This window comes from Pseudomonas sp. M30-35 (assembly GCF_002163625.1).
In the GTDB taxonomy this organism is placed as follows: Bacteria; Pseudomonadota; Gammaproteobacteria; order Pseudomonadales; family Pseudomonadaceae; genus Aquipseudomonas.
On the sequence record NZ_CP020892.1, the window covers coordinates 1,033,970 to 1,052,715 of the forward strand.

Annotated in this window: 18 protein-coding genes; 14 read left to right on the forward strand and 4 right to left on the reverse strand. The window is 54.6% G+C overall.

Annotated features, from left to right (window positions below; genetic code table 11):
* Positions 1-162: 162 nt before the first annotated feature.
* Complete coding sequence (locus B9K09_RS04845) at positions 163-936, forward strand: FCD domain-containing protein (protein ID WP_087515762.1); 774 nt, start codon at positions 163-165, stop codon at positions 934-936.
* 44 nt (positions 937-980) lie between these two features.
* Here the strand turns inward: B9K09_RS04845 and smpB are convergent, their stop codons facing one another.
* Entirely contained in the window at positions 981-1,460 is a 480-nt protein-coding gene (gene smpB / locus B9K09_RS04850) for an SsrA-binding protein SmpB (RefSeq protein ID WP_087515763.1), read from the reverse strand.
* A gap of 181 nt (positions 1,461-1,641) precedes the next feature.
* On the opposite strand from smpB, the gene B9K09_RS04855 reads away from it, so the two are divergent.
* Genes B9K09_RS04855 through B9K09_RS04865 form a run of 3 tightly spaced genes read left to right on the forward strand, consistent with a single transcriptional unit; the run spans position 1,642 to position 3,846 of the window.
* Positions 1,642-3,045, forward strand: coding sequence for a sodium-dependent transporter (locus B9K09_RS04855; protein ID WP_087515764.1), 1,404 nt, complete (start codon positions 1,642-1,644; stop codon positions 3,043-3,045).
* Between the two features lie 34 nt (positions 3,046-3,079).
* Positions 3,080-3,514 carry a type II toxin-antitoxin system RatA family toxin gene (locus tag B9K09_RS04860; RefSeq protein WP_087515765.1) on the forward strand — a complete coding sequence of 145 codons (435 nt, stop codon included), beginning with the start codon at positions 3,080-3,082 and terminating at the stop codon, positions 3,512-3,514.
* Between the two features lie 8 nt (positions 3,515-3,522).
* Positions 3,523-3,846 (forward strand): RnfH family protein, encoded by a 324-nt coding sequence (locus tag B9K09_RS04865; protein ID WP_087515766.1) that lies wholly within the window; start codon positions 3,523-3,525, stop codon positions 3,844-3,846.
* 187 nt (positions 3,847-4,033) lie between these two features.
* On the opposite strand, the gene B9K09_RS04870 is transcribed toward B9K09_RS04865, so the two are convergent.
* The gene (locus tag B9K09_RS04870; protein WP_087515767.1) at positions 4,034-4,573 is read right to left on the reverse strand and encodes an outer membrane protein assembly factor BamE; all 540 of its coding nucleotides are present in this window, start codon (positions 4,571-4,573) and stop codon (positions 4,034-4,036) included.
* A gap of 97 nt (positions 4,574-4,670) precedes the next feature.
* On the opposite strand from B9K09_RS04870, the gene fur reads away from it, so the two are divergent.
* Entirely contained in the window at positions 4,671-5,075 is a 405-nt protein-coding gene (gene fur / locus B9K09_RS04875; RefSeq protein WP_087515768.1) for a ferric iron uptake transcriptional regulator, read from the forward strand.
* 120 nt (positions 5,076-5,195) lie between these two features.
* On the opposite strand, the gene recN is transcribed toward fur, so the two are convergent.
* Positions 5,196-6,869, reverse strand: a complete 1,674-nt coding sequence (recN, locus tag B9K09_RS04880; protein ID WP_087515769.1) for a DNA repair protein RecN — start codon at positions 6,867-6,869, stop codon at positions 5,196-5,198.
* A gap of 193 nt (positions 6,870-7,062) precedes the next feature.
* Here recN and grpE point away from each other — a divergent pair, with 193 nt between their 5' ends.
* The 8 genes from grpE to B9K09_RS04920 all read left to right on the forward strand — a co-directional run bounded on the left by grpE (position 7,063) and on the right by B9K09_RS04920 (position 17,520).
* Positions 7,063-7,632, forward strand: coding sequence for a nucleotide exchange factor GrpE (gene grpE, locus B9K09_RS04885; RefSeq protein WP_087515770.1), 570 nt, complete (start codon positions 7,063-7,065; stop codon positions 7,630-7,632).
* A gap of 99 nt (positions 7,633-7,731) precedes the next feature.
* Positions 7,732-9,648, forward strand: coding sequence for a molecular chaperone DnaK (gene dnaK, locus B9K09_RS04890; protein ID WP_087515771.1), 1,917 nt, complete (start codon positions 7,732-7,734; stop codon positions 9,646-9,648).
* A gap of 205 nt (positions 9,649-9,853) precedes the next feature.
* Positions 9,854-10,996, forward strand: coding sequence for a molecular chaperone DnaJ (gene dnaJ / locus B9K09_RS04895; protein ID WP_087515772.1), 1,143 nt, complete (start codon positions 9,854-9,856; stop codon positions 10,994-10,996).
* Between the two features lie 186 nt (positions 10,997-11,182).
* Positions 11,183-11,986, forward strand: coding sequence for a 4-hydroxy-tetrahydrodipicolinate reductase (dapB, locus tag B9K09_RS04900; protein ID WP_087515773.1), 804 nt, complete (start codon positions 11,183-11,185; stop codon positions 11,984-11,986).
* 207 nt (positions 11,987-12,193) lie between these two features.
* Complete coding sequence (carA, locus tag B9K09_RS04905) at positions 12,194-13,342, forward strand: glutamine-hydrolyzing carbamoyl-phosphate synthase small subunit (protein ID WP_087515774.1); 1,149 nt, start codon at positions 12,194-12,196, stop codon at positions 13,340-13,342.
* A 38-nt stretch (positions 13,343-13,380) separates the two neighbouring features.
* Complete coding sequence (gene carB, locus B9K09_RS04910; RefSeq protein WP_087515775.1) at positions 13,381-16,602, forward strand: carbamoyl-phosphate synthase large subunit; 3,222 nt, start codon at positions 13,381-13,383, stop codon at positions 16,600-16,602.
* Positions 16,599-17,075 (forward strand): transcription elongation factor GreA, encoded by a 477-nt coding sequence (gene greA / locus B9K09_RS04915; RefSeq protein WP_087515776.1) that lies wholly within the window; start codon positions 16,599-16,601, stop codon positions 17,073-17,075. Before carB ends, greA begins: the two co-directional genes overlap by 4 nt.
* Positions 17,076-17,118: 43 nt before the next feature.
* A complete protein-coding gene (locus B9K09_RS04920) occupies positions 17,119-17,520 on the forward strand; it encodes a DUF4149 domain-containing protein (RefSeq protein ID WP_087518986.1) in 402 nt (133 codons plus the stop codon).
* A gap of 167 nt (positions 17,521-17,687) precedes the next feature.
* Here the strand turns inward: B9K09_RS04920 and yhbY are convergent, their stop codons facing one another.
* Complete coding sequence (gene yhbY / locus B9K09_RS04925; protein ID WP_087515777.1) at positions 17,688-17,999, reverse strand: ribosome assembly RNA-binding protein YhbY; 312 nt, start codon at positions 17,997-17,999, stop codon at positions 17,688-17,690.
* A gap of 101 nt (positions 18,000-18,100) precedes the next feature.
* Here yhbY and rlmE point away from each other — a divergent pair, with 101 nt between their 5' ends.
* Positions 18,101-18,724 carry a 23S rRNA (uridine(2552)-2'-O)-methyltransferase RlmE gene (rlmE, locus tag B9K09_RS04930; protein WP_087515778.1) on the forward strand — a complete coding sequence of 208 codons (624 nt, stop codon included), beginning with the start codon at positions 18,101-18,103 and terminating at the stop codon, positions 18,722-18,724.
* Positions 18,725-18,746: the final 22 nt, after the last annotated feature.

Consider the following 18,746-nt stretch of genomic DNA (forward strand, 5'->3'; position numbering starts at 1 on the left):
CAATGCGCGGTGATCAGGTTAAAAGTAGCGGGGCCGACTGTCAAACCTCATCACTAAGACTTTGGTCGGATGGCATGTTGTTGTGCGGTTAATGGCGACGATATAGGCTTGCGTTCTTGGCACACGCTTCAGTTTGAAGTGGTCAAACCAGTGAGGTTAAGTATGGAAGTTGGACCACTGCGTCAGCGACGTCTCAGTGATGACATCGTTGCGCAACTGGAAACCATGATTCTTGAGGGATCGCTAAAGGTCGGTGAACGCTTGCCGGCGGAGCGAGTGCTGGCTGAGCGCTTTGGCGTGTCACGGCCATCGCTGCGTGAGGCGATCCAGAAGCTGGTTGCCAAGGGGCTGTTGGTCAGTCGGCAGGGCGGTGGCAACTATGTCGCGCAGACGCTGGGCTCAACCTTTAGCGACCCTCTGCTATTGCTGATGGAAAGCAACCCAGAGGCGCAGCGTGATTTGCTTGAGTTTCGTCATACGCTGGAAGGTTCCTGTGCCTATTACGCAGCACTGCGTGCAACCGAGCTTGATCTGGATCGCCTGAAAAATGCCTTCGAGGCGCTGCAGGATTGCTATAACCGCAGCGGCAAGGTAACCCGCGCAGAAGAGGGCGCGGCCGACGCACAGTTTCACTTGGCTATTGCCGAGGCCAGCCACAACGCGGTGTTGCTGCACACCATTCGCGGTTTGTTTGATTTGCTCAAGCGCAACGTGGTGACCAACATCGGCGGCATGTATGAGCAGCGCAGCGAAACCCGGGACATGCTGATTAACCAGCATCGGGCGCTATACGAGGCGATTATTGCGGGGCGTGCCGATGAGGCGCGAACCTTGTCCAATCAGCACATTGATTATGTGCAGGAAGTGCTCGCCGAGGTGCAGCAGCAGGTGCAGCGCGAAGCCAGGGCGCAGCGCCGTTCGACGCAAACTCCCTAGCTCGCCGACTAGCCGGGCTAGTCGCGTTCATCCAAGGCGGCGTTTTACTCTTTACCCTTGGTGCGCATGGCGCGCTGAACTTCACGATCGGCATCACGTTCTTTCTCGGTGTGACGCTTGTCGAAGTCTTTCTTACCTTTCACCAGTGCAATGGTGCACTTGACCAGGTGTGCCTGCCACTGAATCGACAATGCGACGCAGGTATAGCCTTTCTGGTTGACTGCGCCGAATAGCTTTTCCAACTCACGCTTGTTGAGCAAAAGCTTACGGGTGCGTGTCGGGTCTGCAATCACGTGGGTGCTTGCAGTTGTGAGCGGGGTGATGTGGCAACCCATCAGCCAGGCTTCATCGTTTTTCAGCAGCACGTAGCTGTCGGTCAACTGAGCTTTGCCGGCACGCATGCTTTTCACTTCCCAACCGGCGAGCACGAGGCCTGCTTCGAACTTGGTTTCGATGAAATAGTCATGCAGCGCTTTTTTGTTAAGCGCGATGGTGTTCTCGTTCTGTTTCTTTTGTTTAGCCATAGGCGGCGCATTATAGGGAGTCGTACGCGCTCGCGCTATCTGCTGATGCACGACAATTGATTAATTGATTGCGTCGTCATGCATGCAAACCTCGGGGTGCGGGCCATGCGAGCTTGAGCCGCCTCGCGTTATCTCGGACAATGCGCGATCTTTTTGGGTCAGCACAGCAGGCTAGCGGCACATGGCAAACGATAAAGTCTCGATTCACGGCGCTTGGGCCAGCCGCTGGGTGTTTATTCTGGCGGCCACTGGTTCGGCGGTTGGATTGGGTAATATCTGGAAGTTTCCCTACATGGCCGGGCTTTACGGCGGCGGCGCGTTTGTTGCCATGTACTTGGTGTGTATTGCTGCGGTCGGTTTGCCGATCATGTTGGCTGAAACCTTGATTGGTCGACGTGGTCGGCAAAGCCCGGTCAATTCGATGCGCAGCTTGGCTGCGGAATCTGGCGGCTCGCGCTATTGGTCGGTCGCCGCGGTAGTCGGCATGGTCGCGGCGCTGCTGATTCTCTCGTTCTACAGCGTGGTTGCTGGCTGGTCGCTGGATTACATCATTGGCATGGGCCGTGGCGATTTCACCGGCATCACTGGCGAAGGCGCAGGCGCAGCATTCGGTGGCCTGACTGATAACCCCTGGCGCCTGACTCTGTGGCATACGCTGTTTATGATTGGCACTGGTTTTGTCATCGCCAAGGGCGTTGTGGCCGGGCTTGAGCGCAGTTTGCGGATCATGATGCCAATGCTGTTTGTGTTGCTGTTGATCCTGCTCGGCTACAGCTTTACCACCGGGCATTTTATGCAAGGCTTTAATTTTCTATTCCACTTTGACCCAAGCAAGGTTCAGGGCGGGATTCTCGCAGCGTTGGGTCACGCTTTCTTCACGCTCAGCGTTGGCGTGGGTTCGATCATGGTTTACGGCTCGTACATGCCGAAAAAGTCTTCAATCGGTGCCACGGTGCTGGCGGTCGGCCTGCTTGATACCTTGGTCGCACTGACGGCTGGCTTGGCTTTGTTCCCGATTGTTTTTGCTGCCGGCCTTGAGCCCGGCGGCGGGCCAGGATTGATGTTCGTCACCCTGCCGATTGCCTTCGGCAATGTGGCGTTTGGACAGGTCATGGGCTTGGTGTTTTTCGTATTGGTGGCATTGGCTGCTTGGAGCTCGTCGATTTCCATGCTTGAACCTGCAGTCGCTTACTTTGTTGAGCGTACCGGGCGCAGCCGCGCGGCAGTGACCAGCATACTGGCAGTTTTCTGCTGGATAGTCGGTATGGGTACGGTGCTATCGTTCAATATTGGCGCAGATGCTAAGTTCTTTGTATTTGCCAAAGACGGCTTTCACCTGTTTCAGTGGGGCGCAGAAGGCGGCAAAACCTTCTTTGAGGGGATTGATTACCTCACCAGCCGTATTTTGTTACCTGTTGGTAGCGTGGCTTTCGCCATGTTCGCGGGTTGGGTCATGAGTCGGGACTCGGTGCGTGATGAGTTATCGATCAAAAGCCCGCTGTTGTTCAATATTGCCCTGTGGTTGATTCGCGTTGTGGCACCGGTTGGTGTTTTGATTGTGTTTGTTGCAGAGCTGACTAAGTGAGAATTATGTTCGTGTTGCATGAAGTTGTTGGTTTATGAGTACGCATATTCAGCGCTCGGCGCTGCTGCCATACCCGGCACAGGCGCTCTATGACTTGGTCAATGATGTGGCTAAATACCCCGAGTTCTTGCCGTGGTGCTCGTCCAGTGAGGTGCTTGAAGTCACCGATGTGCTGATGGTCGCCAGCCTTGAAGTGGCTAAGGCAGGCTTTAGCCAGCGCTTTGTCACGCGTAATACCTTGGTGCCGGGGCAGTCGATTGAGCTGAACCTTGAAGACGGCCCGTTTAATCACTTTCATGGCCGCTGGGAGTTCAAGGCCTTGGGTGACAAGGCCTGTAAAATCAGCCTTGATCTGACCTTTGATTACGCCGGCTCGATTGTCCGTGCGACATTGGGGCCACTGTTCAATCAGGCAGCAAACACTCTGGTCGATGCGTTCTGCCAACGCGCTAAAAATTTATACGGGTAACTCGCTTTATGGATAGCAAAAGCATTGTGGTCGAAGTGGTGTATGCCTTGGCGGATAAGCAAAAGCTGCTGCGCTTGAGCCTGCCGTATGGCACCACAATGCGCCAGGCTGCCGAGCAGTCGGGGATGCAGGCGCATTTTCCCGGCCTGGATTTAGCCAGCAGCCCGCTGGGCATATTTGGTAAAGCCGTAGCCAAGCCTGAAGAGCGGGTGATGGAGGATGGCGAGCGAGTCGAAATTTATCGCTCTTTGATCGCCGACCCGAAAGAGGTGCGCAAGCAGCGCGCCGCCAAAGCTGCCAAGGCTAAGGCCAAGGAAGAGTCAGGCGAGTAGGGTGCGACAACATCACATGCCTGCCGAAGGCTGTGGCAACGCGAAGCTCGCCAACCAATGCTCGGTAAAGCCCGGCAATGCTCGACAAATAAGCCAAGTGCTGGACGATAAAAGCGTTGTTCAGCTTGCTTGAGTAACAAAAAAACCGGTTTTCACCGGTTTTTTTGTATCTGGCTATTGGCGACCTTTATTCGGTATCCAATGGCTCAGGTGAAGGCACCGCTGCAGGTTCTGCACTGTCGACGTCCCCCTGGATTTGCTCCAGCAGCGAGCCCGGTGCAGGCGGCTCATCGTCAACTTGCGGTGCTTCGGTCTCTGGCTGCTCTGTGCTGCCGTCAGCAGGTGTGACAGTCGTCGCAGGCTCATCGCCCATGATTTCCTGGTCACGGCTGACGCCTGGCATAAAGTCGCCAGCTAAACCGGTGAGTTGGTCATTGTCGTCAAACATAAGACTCACGCGTTCTTGCAAACGCTGGCGACCACCTGGCTGCATGCTGTACAGATAATCCCAGCGATTTGCATGGAATGTATCCGTAATCAGCGGGTTGCCCATAATAAACCGCACTTGTTTGCGGGTCATTCCTGGGCGCAACTGGTCTATCATGTCTTGTGTGACGACATTGCCCTGTTGAATGTCGATTTTATAAACCCCGGGGAATGAACAACCGGCGAGTGCGATGAGCCCCGTAAAGGTGAGGCTGGTCAGCAGGAGCTTGGTTTTTTGCATCGGTGCGTGACTTCCACTATCTTGGCTGGGCAACGTAAACCCCGATCATACCCGTAATAAGGGAAGCTGCGAAACCGCTTCCTCGAGAAAGCAGACCATGGTTGAAAATAACGAACTACGCAAGGTTGGCCTAAAAGTAACCCTACCACGGGTTAAGATCCTGCAAATGCTGGACTCAGCAGGTCAACGCCACATGAGTGCAGAAGATGTCTACAAGTCTCTGATGGAGGCGGGTGAGGACGTTGGTTTGGCCACTGTTTATCGGGTATTGACGCAATTTGAGGCCGCAGGTCTAGTTGTTCGTCATAACTTTGATGGCGGTCATGCCGTGTTTGAACTGGCTGACGGAGGACACCACGACCATATGGTTTGTATGGAGACTGGTGAGGTGATCGAATTTTTCGATAGCGAGATCGAAAAACGCCAAAAAGAAATTGTAAGCGAGCATGGTTTTGAGCTCGTAGACCACAACCTGGTGCTCTACGTACGTAAAAAAACCTAAGAAATCATTTGGGGTTCCCCCAGCGATTTCTACTCCACGCGGCATGTTTGTGCGTGTGATTTAAAAAGGCGACCTACCTTGGTCGCCTTTTTTATGCCTTGTTGAGCGGTGTAAATACGTTCAGGCTTGGGCGCTGCCGACCATTTGTCGGGCGTGGGCGATTGATTCATCGGTCAGGTCAACGCCGCCAAGCATTCGTGCGATCTCTTCGACACGTTGTTCGTTGCTGAGCTTGCTGACGGCGGTGCGTGTGGCGTCGTTGCCACGTGCCTTGTGCACGAATAGATGTTGGTGGCCTTGTGCTGCAACTTGCGGCAAGTGGGTAACGGTCAGTACTTGTCCGCGTCCCCCCAGGCGGCGTAGCAACTGGCCGACGACCTCGGCAGTTGGGCCGCCAATGCCCACGTCAACTTCGTCGAATACCAGCGTTGGTACGCGTGAGGTTTGCGCGGTGATTACCTGAATGGCCAAGCTGATGCGCGACAGCTCGCCGCCCGATGCAACTTTAGCCAGGCCTTTGAGCGGCTGGCCGGGGTTGGCGCTGACCAGAAATTCAACCTGTTCCATGCCGTTAACGTGCGGCTCGGCGCTGCTGCAGGCTTGCAGTTTGATGCTGAAACGTCCGCCGGGCATGCCCAAGGTTTGCATTTCCTTTTCTACCGCTTTGCCGAGCTTCTCGGCGGCTTTGTTGCGCAGGCGGCTTAGTTCGGCGGCCTTTTTTTGATAATGCCGCTCAAATGCGCTGAGTTCTTCGTTGAGACGCTCAACGGCTTGGTCGTCAGCGTTGAGTGTTTCAATTTCATCGAACAGTTGTTGTTGCATGTGCGGTAGCTGGTCGGGTTGAATCCGGTGCTTGCGCGCCAATGTATAAATAGCATCAAGGCGTTCTTCGAGCGTTTGTAGGCGCTCTGGATCAGCGTCGAAATGATCAATAAAGCGGTTTAGTTCGCCGACGGCTTCTTCAACCTGAATTTGTGCGTTGGCGAGCATGTGGCTCGCTTCTGTCAGTGCGCCGGGCTGGCCTTGAAAACTGCTGAGTCGGTTGAGGCTGCCAGTCAGTGCTGATAACACGTTGCCTGCATCGTTCTCGCTGCATAGCTCCAATACCTGGCGACAGGCGCTGAGCAGGCTTTCCGCATTGGTCAGGTTCTTGTGTTCTTGCTCAAGCTGCTCCAGTTCGTTGTCGACCAACGCCAGGTTGTCGAGTTCTTCAAGCTGATAGCTGAGCAATTGATGGCGCGAGCGTTGTTCATCGCCGAGGTTGGAGATGCGCTCCAGTTCATTCTTGGTTTGCTTCCAGCGCTGCGCTGCCAGCGACACTTGGCGAGAAATTTCTTGGCTGCCAGCAAACTCATCAAGCAAGCGCCGATGAGTTTCAGCTTTAAGCAGCGATTGGTGCTCATGCTGGCTGTGAATATCAATCAGCAGCTCGCCCAGCGCTTTTAAATCGGCTTGCGGGCAGGGTGATCCATTGATGTAGCCGCGCGAGCGGCCTTCGGCAGTGATCACGCGGCGCAAGATACACGGGCCGTTATTGTCGAGGTCGCGCTCGGCTAGCCAGGTGCGGGCTTCGGGGATGTCATCCAGGTCAAAGCTGGCCAGGATGTCGGCTTTGTCGGCACCGGGGCGCACGACACCGCTGTCTGCCCGGTCGCCTAAGGTCAGGCCGAGCGCGTCGAGCATGATGGATTTGCCGGCCCCGGTCTCGCCGCTGATCACGCTCATGCCGCGCTCGAGCTCTAGATCGAGATGCTCAACGATTGCGTAGTTGTGTACGGACAGGTGCACCAGCATGGCGAGGTCTCCGGGGTGTTTGACATGGTTATTTATACAGTAGTTTTTTTGCTGCTGGCAATATCCTTATGTGGCGCGTGTTTAATCTTGCGTATTTGCGAGTGTTTTCCCCTTGAAGCTCTAAAAACCGCCCCCATATAACGGTGCAGAAGCGTGAGTTAAGACTCGCGCCCGTTATTTAGAGGAGAGAGGCATGGCTGACGAACAGACCCTGGATACGCAGATTCCCGAGGCAGATGCAGCAGTAGATGCAGCGCCGGGTGACGAACTGGCTGCTCGCGTGCAAACGCTGGAAGAGCAGTTGGCAGCTGCGCAGGATCAATCGCTGCGCATGGCTGCTGACCTGCAAAACGTACGCCGTCGCGCAGATCAGGATGTAGAAAAGGCACACAAGTTTGCCTTGGAAAAATTTGCCAACGACCTGTTGCCGGTTGTCGACAGTCTGGAGCGCGGCCTTGAGCTGTCGAGTCCGGATGATGAGGCGATCAAAGCAGTGCGCGAAGGCATGGAGTTAACCCTTAAGTTGTTCCGTGACACGCTGTCGCGTTTTCAGTTGGAAGCGATTGATCCGCATGGCCAGCCGTTCAACCCTGAGTTGCATCAGGCGATGGCGATGCAGGAAAGCGAAACCCTGGAGCCAAACAGCGTGATTCAAGTGTTCCAGAAGGGTTACCAGTTGCACGGTCGTTTGTTGCGTCCGGCGATGGTTGTAGTGAGCAAGGCACCTGCCGCTCCGACGCCATCAATTGATGAAAAGGCTTGAAATTAATTTTTTAGCCCCCATTAAACAGTCAAGCGTTTTAGTGCTAGCGCAACTGGCTCAGAACCAGTGCGCAATTATCAAAGTTTCGGGAGAGTAATTATGGGTAAAATCATCGGTATCGACCTGGGGACAACCAACTCCTGCGTCTCCGTTCTTGAAAACGGCAAAGCCAAAGTTATCGAAAACGCCGAAGGCGCACGCACTACTCCTTCGATCATCGCTTATGCAAACGATGGCGAAATCCTGGTGGGCCAGTCGGCTAAGCGTCAAGCAGTGACCAATCCGCACAACACCCTGTACGCGGTGAAGCGTTTGATCGGTCGTCGTTTTGACGAAGAAGTTGTACAGAAAGACATCCAGATGGTGCCTTACAAGATTGTCAAAGCTGAAAATGCTGACGCTTGGGTTCAGGTAAACGATCAGAAAATGGCACCGCCACAGATCTCGGCTGAAATCTTGAAAAAGATGAAGAAAACCGCCGAAGACTACCTGGGTGAAGCTGTAACTGAAGCGGTCATTACCGTTCCGGCCTACTTCAACGATAGCCAGCGCCAAGCGACTAAAGACGCTGGCCGCATCGCGGGTCTGGACGTTAAGCGCATCATCAACGAACCAACCGCAGCCGCTCTGGCTTACGGTATGGACAAGGCTAAGGGCGACCACACTGTCATCGTTTATGACTTGGGTGGCGGTACCTTCGACGTTTCGGTTATCGAAATTGCTGAAGTTGATGGCGAGCACCAGTTCGAAGTGTTGGCGACCAACGGCGACACCTTCCTCGGTGGTGAAGATTTTGATATTCGTTTGATCGACTACCTCGTCGACGAATTCAAGAAAGAAAGCGGCATGAACCTCAAAGGTGATCCGCTGGCGATGCAGCGTCTGAAAGAAGCTGCTGAAAAAGCCAAGATCGAGCTGTCTTCGAGCCAGCAGACTGACGTTAACCTGCCGTACATCACTGCAGATGCGTCTGGTCCTAAGCACTTGAACGTGAAAATCTCGCGCTCCAAGTTAGAGTCGCTGGTTGAAGATCTGGTTCAGCGCACCATCGAGCCTTGCCGCATCGCGTTGAAAGACGCTGGTGTTGATGTCGGTGCGATCAACGACGTGATTCTGGTCGGTGGCCAGACCCGTATGCCGTTGGTACAGAAGTTGGTTACTGACTTCTTCGGTAAAGAAGCGCGTAAAGATGTGAACCCGGACGAAGCTGTGGCCATGGGCGCTGCAATTCAAGGTGCGGTTCTGGCCGGTGACGTTAAAGACGTGCTGCTGCTCGACGTATCGCCTCTGACCCTGGGTATTGAAACCATGGGTGGCGTGATGACTGCGCTGATCGAGAAGAACACCACTATTCCGACCAAGAAGTCGCAAGTGTTCTCGACCGCTGATGACAACCAAGGCGCTGTGACTATTCACGTGCTGCAGGGTGAGCGTAAGCAAGCTTCGCAGAACAAGTCACTGGGCAAGTTCGATCTGGCTGAGATTCCACCAGCTCCACGTGGCGTGCCACAGATCGAAGTGACCTTCGACATTGATGCCAACGGCATCTTGCACGTAGGCGCTAAAGACAAGGCGACTGGCAAGACTCAGTCGATCGTGATCAAGGCTAACTCGGGTCTGTCCGAGGAAGAAATCGAGCAAATGGTGCGCGACGCTGAGGCTAACGCCGATGAAGACCGCAAGTTCGAAGAGCTGGCGACTGCACGTAACCAGGGCGACCAACTGGTTCATGCAACCCGCAAAATGATCACCGAAGCTGGCGACAAAGCCACTGAGGAAGAGAAAGCAACCATCGAGAAAGCCATTGGCGAACTCGAAGTTGCGGTCAAGGGCGACAGCAAAGAAGAGATCGACGCTAAAGTGGCGGCACTCTCGGAAGCAACTGCACCTCTGGCGCAGAAAATGTACGCCGAGCAGCCGCAGCCGGGTGCTGAAGCTCAGCCGGAAGGCAACGATCAAGGCTCTGCTGATGACGTTGTTGATGCTGAGTTTGAAGAAGTTAAAGAAAACAAGTAAGCGCACGCTTGCTAGGCGCATCCTTGGTGGTTTCAACGATGCGCTAAGGCTCCAGCCGGTTGTGGCGTGAGTCACAACCTGTATGATCCGCCGCGCGGGAGCTTGCTCCCGCGTTGGCGTGTCTGGAGGGAATGATTTGCAAGGCGTTAATCAGAGACGCAGGTGCGATAGCTTTTTAACGATTTGTTTAAGGTGTTGAGGATTTATGTCTAAACGTGACTATTACGAGGTGCTCGGTGTTGAGCGCGGCGCCAGCGAAGCTGAGCTGAAGAAAGCTTACCGACGCCTGGCGATGAAGCATCACCCGGACCGTAATCCTGACGATAAAGTCTCGGAAGAAAAGTTCAAGGAAGCCAATGAGGCTTACGAAGTACTTTCTGACTCGAGCAAGCGTGCCGCTTATGATCAGTATGGCCACGCAGGCGTTGACCCAAGCATGGGAGGCGCTGGTGCTGGCGGTGCAGGTTTCGGCGGGGCTAACTTCTCCGACATTTTCGGTGATGTGTTCAGTGACTTCTTCGGTGGTGCAGCAGGTGCTGGCGGCCGAGGTCGTGGTGGTGCGCAGCGCGGTAGCGACTTGCGTTACACCCTTGAATTGGATCTGGAAGAGGCCGTACGCGGCACGACCGTGACCATTCGAGTGCCAACGCTGGCGAACTGCAAAACCTGTGATGGCTCGGGTGCCAAGAAGGGCACGACGCCAGTGACCTGTACCACCTGTGGCGGTATTGGTCAGGTGCGTATGCAGCAGGGCTTCTTCTCGGTGCAGCAAACCTGCCCGCGCTGCCACGGCAGCGGCAAGATGATTACTGATCCATGTGATTCTTGCCATGGTCAGGGTCGTGTTGAAGAGCACAAAACCCTGTCGGTTAAAGTCCCGGCCGGTGTTGATACGGGCGACCGTATCCGTCTCTCGGGTGAAGGTGAGGCGGGTGCCATGGGCGGCCCGGCTGGCGACCTGTACGTGGTGGTGAATGTGCGTGAGCACGCGATCTTCCAGCGCGATGGCAAGCATCTGTATTGCGAGGTGCCAATCAGCTTTGCGGATGCAGCGCTAGGTGGTGAGCTGGAAGTGCCGACGCTGGATGGTCGGGTCAAGTTGAAGATTCCGGAAGGCACGCAAACCGGTAAGTTGTTCCGTCTGCGTGGCAAGGGCGTTGCGCCTGTGCGCGGTGGTGGCGCCGGTGACCTGATGTGCCGTGTAGCGGTGGAAACGCCGGTGCACCTGGATCGTCGTCAGCGTGAGTTGCTTGAAGAGTTCCGCAAGTCGATCGACGGCGACAGCTCGCACTCGCCAAAAGCCAATGGCTGGTTTGAGGGTGTTAAGCGTTTCTTCGGTGATCTGTAAGAATATCGCAAGCACATCGCTGTATTGAAAAAGCTGCTTAATGTGCAGGTTTACCTAGTAAACTGCGGGTTAAGCAGCTTTTTTATTTGGGCGAAGCACGCTTGCAGCATCGAGATTGATGTGTGTGGGTTGTAGCGTGCGCCGGTGATTTTTAAGTGGGCTATTTTTCAGTTTGGAGTGGTTGGTATGCAACGTATCGCTGTGATGGGCGCCGCCGGGCGTATGGGTAAAACCCTGATTGAAGCTGTACAGCAGGCTGATGGAGCGAGCCTGAATGCTGCAGTTGATCGTCCGGATAGCAGTCTGGTCGGTGCGGATGCTGGCGAGTTGATAGCGGTTGGTAAGATTGGCGTTGAGCTGTCAGGCGACTTGAGCAGCGTGCTTGATGATTTCGATGTGCTGATCGACTTTACGCACCCAACCGTCACCTTGAAAAACCTTGAGGTTTGCCGCAACGCTGGCAAGGCGATGGTTATCGGTACCACTGGTTTCAGCGTTGAAGAAAAGCAATTGCTTGTCGAAGCAGGTAAGCAAATCCCTATCGTCTTCGCCGCTAACTTCAGTGTGGGTGTGAACCTTTGCCTGAAGTTGCTCGACACTGCTGCGCGGGTGTTGGGTGATGATGTTGATATCGAAATCATTGAGGCGCACCACCGACATAAGGTTGATGCGCCGTCTGGTACGGCTGTGCGTATGGGGGAAGTCGTCGCCAAAGCGCTGGGTCGTGACCTGGAAAAGGTTGCGGTTTATGGCCGTGAAGGCCAGACCGGTGCGCGTGAGCGCGAAACCATCGGTTTTGCCACTGTGCGCGCCGGTGACGTGGTGGGCGATCACACTGTGCTGTTCGCAGCAGAAGGCGAGCGGGTTGAAATCACCCACAAAGCATCCAGCCGTATGACCTTTGCCAAGGGCGCTGTTCGCGCCGCTTTATGGCTCAAAGATCAGCCAGCCAAGCTCTATGATATGCAGGATGTTCTCGAGCTGAATTGAGTCACTCGATCAATGGTGCCGAGTCGATGAATTTTTAGCGTAAGTCGGGTGGACCAAAAACGCACTTTCCTGTAAGCTTTCTGCTTTAGTGTGTCCACTAAAAGTTACGCAGAATGAATTCATATAAAAAGCGGGATGACGGTTCACACGTCATCCCGCTTTTTTACAATCTGCGTTTGCTTCAAGCTTTGATCTTCGGAGGTTTTCTTGAGTAAGCCAGCCCCTAAAGCTGCCATTTTGGTTCTCGCTGATGGCAGTATTTTTCGTGGCGAGGCCATCGGTGCCGACGGCCATACAATCGGAGAGGTGGTTTTTAACACTGCCATGACTGGCTATCAGGAAATCCTTACCGATCCTTCCTATGCCCAGCAAATCGTTACCCTGACCTATCCGCACATCGGCAACACTGGCACCACGCCAGAGGATGCTGAATCGAATCGCGTTTGGGCTGCTGGTTTGATTATTCGTGATCTGCCGCTGATCGCCAGTAACTGGCGCAACAAACAGTCACTGGCTGATTACTTGAAAGAAAATGGCACTGTTGCAATCGCTGGTATCGATACCCGCCGCCTGACCCGCATTCTGCGTGAGAAAGGCTCGCAAAATGGCTGCATTCTGGCTGGCGATGACGCCACCGAAGAAAAAGCCTTGGAATTGGCGCGCAGCTTCCCTGGTCTCAAGGGCATGGATTTGGCCAAAGTCGTGAGCTGCACCGAGCAGTACGAATGGCGCTCAACTGTTTGGGATTTGAAAACCGATAGCCACGCTGAAATCCCGGCTAGCGAATTGCCTTATCACGTCGTTGCGTTCGATTACGGCGTTAAGCTGAATATCCTGCGTATGCTGGTGGCTCGCGGTTGCCGTATCACTGTTGTGCCGGCGCAAACGCCTGCCAGCGAAGTGTTGGCGATGAATCCTGATGGTGTGTTCCTGTCCAATGGCCCGGGTGACCCTGAGCCGTGCGACTACGCCATTCAGGCAATCAAAGAGGTGTTGCAAACCGAGATTCCAGTATTTGGTATCTGCCTCGGCCACCAACTGCTAGCGCTGGCTTCGGGTGCTAAAACCGTGAAAATGGGCCACGGCCATCACGGTGCCAACCACCCGGTTCAAGATCTCGATACAGGCGTGGTGATGATTACCAGCCAGAACCACGGCTTTGCTGTGGACGAGGCGACGTTGCCAGACAATGTTCGGGCCATTCACAAGTCACTGTTTGATGGCACGCTGCAGGGCATCGAGCGTACCGACAAGGTCGCGTTTAGTTTCCAGGGCCACCCTGAAGCGAGCCCAGGTCCAAATGACGTCGCGCCACTGTTTGACCGCTTCATCGAAGCCATGGCCAAGCGCCGCTAAGCCTGCTGACTGTGACCAACGGATTCGAGTGAGTAAAAATGCCAAAACGTACTGATATAAAAAGCATCCTGATCCTCGGCGCCGGCCCGATTGTTATCGGCCAGGCCTGCGAGTTTGATTATTCGGGTGCTCAAGCCTGTAAAGCGCTGAAGGAAGAGGGTTTCCGGGTCATTCTGGTGAACTCCAATCCAGCAACCATCATGACTGATCCGTCGATGGCCGACGCCACCTATATCGAGCCGATCAAATGGTCGACTGTGGCCAAGATCATCGAGAAAGAGCGTCCAGACGCGCTGCTGCCAACCATGGGTGGCCAGACTGCACTGAACTGTGCGCTGGACCTTGAAAAGCACGGCGTGCTGGAAAAGTTCGGTGTCGAGATGATCGGCGCCAATGCTGACACCATCGACAAGGCTGAAGACCGTTCACGTTTCGACAAGGCGATGAAAGACATCGGTTTGGCGTGCCCGGTATCCGGTATCGCGCACAGCATGGAAGAGTCCTATGCGGTGTTGGAAAAGGTCGGCTTCCCGTGCATCGTTCGTCCGTCCTTCACCATGGGCGGCACTGGCGGTGGTATTGCTTACAACCGTGAAGAGTTCGAAGAAATCTGCGCCCGTGGTCTCGATCTGTCGCCGACTCGCGAGCTGTTGATCGACGAATCGTTGATCGGTTGGAAAGAGTACGAAATGGAGGTTGTCCGCGATAAAAAGGACAACTGCATCATCGTTTGTACCATTGAAAACTTCGATCCAATGGGCGTGCACACCGGTGACTCGATCACCGTGGCTCCAGCACAGACCCTGACTGACAAAGAATTCCAGATTCTGCGTAACGCATCGCTGGCCGTTCTTCGCGAAATCGGCGTAGAAACCGGTGGCTCGAACGTGCAGTTCGGTATTTGCCCAAATACCGGGCGTATGGTCGTAATCGAGATGAACCCGCGTGTATCGCGCTCCTCGGCACTGGCGTCGAAAGCAACCGGTTTCCCGATTGCTAAAATCGCGGCCAAGTTGGCGGTCGGTTACACCCTTGATGAGCTGTCGAACGACATCACTGGCGGTCGCACGCCTGCCTCGTTCGAGCCGGCGATCGACTACGTCGTAACCAAGATCCCGCGTTTCGCGTTCGAGAAATTCCCTAAAGCCGACGCACGCCTGACAACCCAGATGAAGTCTGTGGGCGAAGTCATGGCCATCGGTCGCACCTTCCAAGAGTCCTTGCAGAAAGCCTTGCGCGGTCTGGAAGTGGGCGTTTCAGGGCTTGATCCAAAGCTCGACCTGAAAGACCCGGAAAGCGCAAGCACGCTTAAGCGTGAGCTGATTGTGCCGGGCGCAGACCGTATCTGGTACATCGGTGATGCATTCCGTGCTGGCAAGACAGTTGAAGAAGTCTTTGCCCTGACCAACATTGATGAGTGGTTCTTGGTTCAGATCGAAGATTTGATCAAGGACGAAGAGCGCATCAAGACTCAAGGCCTGACCAGCATCGATCGTGATGTGATGTTCAAGCTCAAGCGCAAAGGCTTCTCTGATGCGCGTCTGGCCAAGTTGCTGGGTGTGACCGAGAAGAACCTGCGCAGCCACCGTCACAAGCTAAAAGTGTTGCCGGTGTATAAGCGGGTTGATACTTGTGCGGCAGAATTTGCTACCGACACCGCTTATATGTACTCGACCTACGAGGAAGAGTGCGAAGCGAATCCGTCGACTCGCGACAAGATCATGATCCTGGGCGGCGGTCCAAACCGTATTGGTCAGGGTATCGAGTTCGATTACTGCTGCGTACATGCGGCGCTGGCGATGCGTGAAGACGGTTACGAGACCATCATGGTCAACTGCAACCCGGAAACCGTATCGACCGACTACGACACCTCTGATCGTTTGTACTTCGAGCCAGTAACCCTGGAAGACGTGCTTGAAATCGTCCGTGTTGAGCAGCCTAAAGGTGTAATCGTGCAGTACGGTGGGCAAACCCCGCTGAAACTGTGTCGTGCCCTTGAGGAAGCTGGCGTGCCAATTATTGGTACCAGCCCTGATGCAATCGACCGTGCAGAAGACCGTGAGCGCTTCCAGCAAATGGTTGAGCGCCTGAACTTGCGTCAGCCGCCTAACGCCACTGCGCGTAGTGAAGATGAAGCCTTTGCGGCCTCGAAAACCATCGGTTATCCGCTGGTTGTGCGTCCATCCTATGTATTGGGTGGTCGTGCCATGGAAATCGTTTATCAGGAAGACGAGCTGCGCCGTTATATGCGCGAAGCCGTACAGGTGTCGAACGACAGCCCGGTATTGCTTGATCACTTCCTCAACTGCGCGATCGAAGTCGATATCGATGCAGTCAGCGATGGCGAGCAAGTGGTGATCGGCGCAATCATGCAGCACATCGAGCAGGCCGGTGTTCACTCCGGTGACTCCGCCTGTTCGCTGCCGCCTTACTCGTTGCCTGCGCACATCCAGGACGAGATTCGGGATCAGGTCAAGAAAATGGCCCTCGAACTCAACGTAATCGGCCTGATGAACGTGCAGATGGCTGTGCAGGGCGAGGATATCTTCGTCATCGAAGTCAATCCGCGTGCATCGCGTACCGTACCGTTTGTGTCCAAGTGCATCGGCGTGTCGCTGGCTAAAGTGGCTGCGCGTGTAATGGCAGGCAAGACATTGGCCGAAATTGGTTTCACCAAGGAAATCATTCCGCCGTTCTTCAGCGTCAAGGAAGCGGTGTTCCCGTTCGCCAAGTTCCCGGGTGTTGACCCGATCCTCGGCCCGGAAATGAAGTCCACCGGTGAAGTGATGGGCGTTGGCGACAGCTTCGGTGAGGCCTTCGGTAAAGCCCAGTTGGGTGCTAGCGAAATTCTGCCAAACTCGGGCTGTGCGTTTATCAGTGTGCGTGATGATGACAAGCCGCAAGCGGCTGACGTTGCCCGTGACCTGATCTCGCTGGGCTTCGAGGTTGTGGCCACTGCGGGAACTGCTAAAGTGATCGAGGCTGCAGGCTTGCCTGTGCGTCGCGTCAACAAGGTGACTGAAGGTCGCCCGCACGTTGTCGATATGATCAAGAATGACGAAGTCACGCTGATCATCAATACCACTGAGGGGCGTCAGTCGATTGCTGACTCCTACTCGATCCGTCGTAACGCTCTGCAACACCGGATTTGCTGCACAACCACCCTGGCGGCGGGTGCGGCTATCTGTGAAGCGCTGAAATTTGGTCCAGAGAAGACCGTGCGCCGCTTGCAGGATCTCCATGCAGGAATCAAGGCATGACAAAATACCCAATGACCGTCCAGGGCGCGCGCGCCCTGGAAGAAGAACATTTGCACCTGACCAAGGTCGTGCGTCCAAAGCTGAGTGAAGACATTGGTACCGCACGCGAGCTGGGTGATCTCAAGGAAAACGCTGAATACCATGCTGCCCGCGAGCAGCAAGGTATGGTTGAGGCGCGTATTCGCGATATCGAAGGGCGTATGCAGAATGCGCAGATCATCGATGTCACGGCTATCCCGCACACCGGTAAGGTGATCTTCGGTACTACCGTTGAAATCGCTAACTGCGAAACCGATGAAAGCGTGACCTATCAAATCGTTGGTGACGACGAAGCCAATATCAAGAAGGGCAAGATCTCGGTCAGCTCACCTATCGCCCGTGCCTTGATCGGCAAGGAAGAAGGTGATGTCGCCGTGGTTCAAACGCCGGGCGGTTTGATTGAGTTCGAAATTGTCGAAGTCCGTCATATTTAGGTCTGGTAATTCGCGGGCAGTGCCGCAAGGAACTGCTTCGCGACTGAATGCAGGTGCGATCAGTTGGTTGATCGTCCAGACCTTCTGGGTCGGCGGTATTTGGTTGCTGCAATTCCTGGTGATGCCAGCGCTGATTAAGTTGGGGTTGGCACCGCTACTGATTGACGACCTGATGGATACGTTGAAGCCATTGCTGGTGGGGTTGGCGGCATGCTGCGCAGTGCTGCAGGCCGTTGTGCTGATTGCTGCGTCGGGCTTGCCCAGCTTGTGGCGCGATATTCGTGGGCAGTTGCTGCTCACTGTGTTGTTGATGGCGGTGGGTTATTTTGCCGTGCATTGGCTCGAGCTGCAGGCCCCGCGCTGGCAATTGTTTAACTATATGGTGTTGGCATTCTGCGGCTTGCTTCTGGTGTTGCAGCCGGTGCCCGCCAAGTCGGGTGGGTGAGGTTTTACCCATCGAGCTGATGCGATAGACGTATACGCTTGGTTTGGGCGTTTGAAGCGGGTGGACAAGCGGCGCGTTGTCACACCCTACCGTTTCATGCTGGTTAGGGTGGTTGGCGCTTTACTTATCCACCGCAGGCTGTGGTGGATAGCCGAGAGCTGTATGCATCAACCTTGAAAGCGGCTGATATTCGACAGGTTTTTATTCACTTTCGGATTTTTGCGGTAGATCAGCGCCATTTTGCCGATGATCTGCACCAATTCAGCGTTGGCCGATTTGCACAATTCATTGATCGCGGTGATACGGTCTTCGCGCTCAGTGATGCGAACCTGTACCTTGATCAGCTCATGATCGTTAATAGCGCGCTCTAGCTCGGCTAAAACGCCTTCGGTCAAACCGTTATCGGCGACCATTACTACCGGTTTCAGGTGGTGGCCGATAGACTTGTACTGTTTCTTCTGCTCTTGAGTGAGCGGCATAATCTGATCCCTGCGTGTGATCTGGTGAAAATATGGCGCTCAGTTTACCTGAGCGCTTTAATGCTCGCCCAGAAATTCACGAATGTTAATAGAGGTGCCACGTGGCGCGTTCCAAAACTAGCCAGCGTTGGCTGAAAGAACACTTCGATGACCCTTACGTCAAAATGGCGCAAAGGGATGGCTATCGCTCGCGAGCCAGCTACAAGCTGCTGGAAATCCAGGAAAAGGATCGGATTCTGCGTCCCGGCATGACCGTGGTTGATCTGGGGGCGGCGCCCGGTGGTTGGTCGCAGGTGACCAGTCGGGTAATTGGCGACAAAGGCACTTTGATTGCATCCGACATCTTGGAAATGGACAGCATCCCTGACGTAACCTTCATTCAAGGCGACTTCACCGAAGATGAAGTCTTTGCGCAGATTCTTGAAGCTGTCGGAAATAATCCTGTAGACCTTGTGATTTCCGATATGGCCCCCAATATGAGTGGAGTAAGGACAGCAGATCAAGCGCGCGCGATGTATTTGTGCGAGCTGGCGCTAGACTTATCTGCACGTGTGCTCAAGCCGGGCGGTGATTTTTTGATCAAGATTTTCCATGGTGAAGGTTTTGATGCGTACCATAAACAGGTGCGTGAAATGTTTGACAAGGTGCAAATGCGCAAGCCGTTATCTTCACGTGATCGTTCGCGTGAGCAATACATGCTTGGGCGCGGATTTCGCGGTAACTAATCGGCTTGAGAGACTGACGCTA

What these genes read in the sequence shown, in the direction of transcription:
- B9K09_RS04845 (WP_087515762.1), top strand. Translation starts at nt 163, where the DNA reads ATGGAAGTTGGACCACTGCGTCAGCGACGTCTCAGTGATGACATCGTT.
- smpB (WP_087515763.1), bottom strand. Translation starts at nt 1,460, where the DNA reads ATGGCTAAACAAAAGAAACAGAACGAGAACACCATCGCGCTTAACAAA.
- B9K09_RS04855 (WP_087515764.1), top strand. Translation starts at nt 1,642, where the DNA reads ATGGCAAACGATAAAGTCTCGATTCACGGCGCTTGGGCCAGCCGCTGG.
- B9K09_RS04860 (WP_087515765.1), top strand. Translation starts at nt 3,080, where the DNA reads ATGAGTACGCATATTCAGCGCTCGGCGCTGCTGCCATACCCGGCACAG.
- B9K09_RS04865 (WP_087515766.1), top strand. Translation starts at nt 3,523, where the DNA reads ATGGATAGCAAAAGCATTGTGGTCGAAGTGGTGTATGCCTTGGCGGAT.
- B9K09_RS04870 (WP_087515767.1), bottom strand. Translation starts at nt 4,573, where the DNA reads ATGCAAAAAACCAAGCTCCTGCTGACCAGCCTCACCTTTACGGGGCTC.
- fur (WP_087515768.1), top strand. Translation starts at nt 4,671, where the DNA reads ATGGTTGAAAATAACGAACTACGCAAGGTTGGCCTAAAAGTAACCCTA.
- recN (WP_087515769.1), bottom strand. Translation starts at nt 6,869, where the DNA reads ATGCTGGTGCACCTGTCCGTACACAACTACGCAATCGTTGAGCATCTC.
- grpE (WP_087515770.1), top strand. Translation starts at nt 7,063, where the DNA reads ATGGCTGACGAACAGACCCTGGATACGCAGATTCCCGAGGCAGATGCA.
- dnaK (WP_087515771.1), top strand. Translation starts at nt 7,732, where the DNA reads ATGGGTAAAATCATCGGTATCGACCTGGGGACAACCAACTCCTGCGTC.
- dnaJ (WP_087515772.1), top strand. Translation starts at nt 9,854, where the DNA reads ATGTCTAAACGTGACTATTACGAGGTGCTCGGTGTTGAGCGCGGCGCC.
- dapB (WP_087515773.1), top strand. Translation starts at nt 11,183, where the DNA reads ATGCAACGTATCGCTGTGATGGGCGCCGCCGGGCGTATGGGTAAAACC.
- carB (WP_087515775.1), top strand. Translation starts at nt 13,381, where the DNA reads ATGCCAAAACGTACTGATATAAAAAGCATCCTGATCCTCGGCGCCGGC.
- greA (WP_087515776.1), top strand. Translation starts at nt 16,599, where the DNA reads ATGACAAAATACCCAATGACCGTCCAGGGCGCGCGCGCCCTGGAAGAA.
- yhbY (WP_087515777.1), bottom strand. Translation starts at nt 17,999, where the DNA reads ATGCCGCTCACTCAAGAGCAGAAGAAACAGTACAAGTCTATCGGCCAC.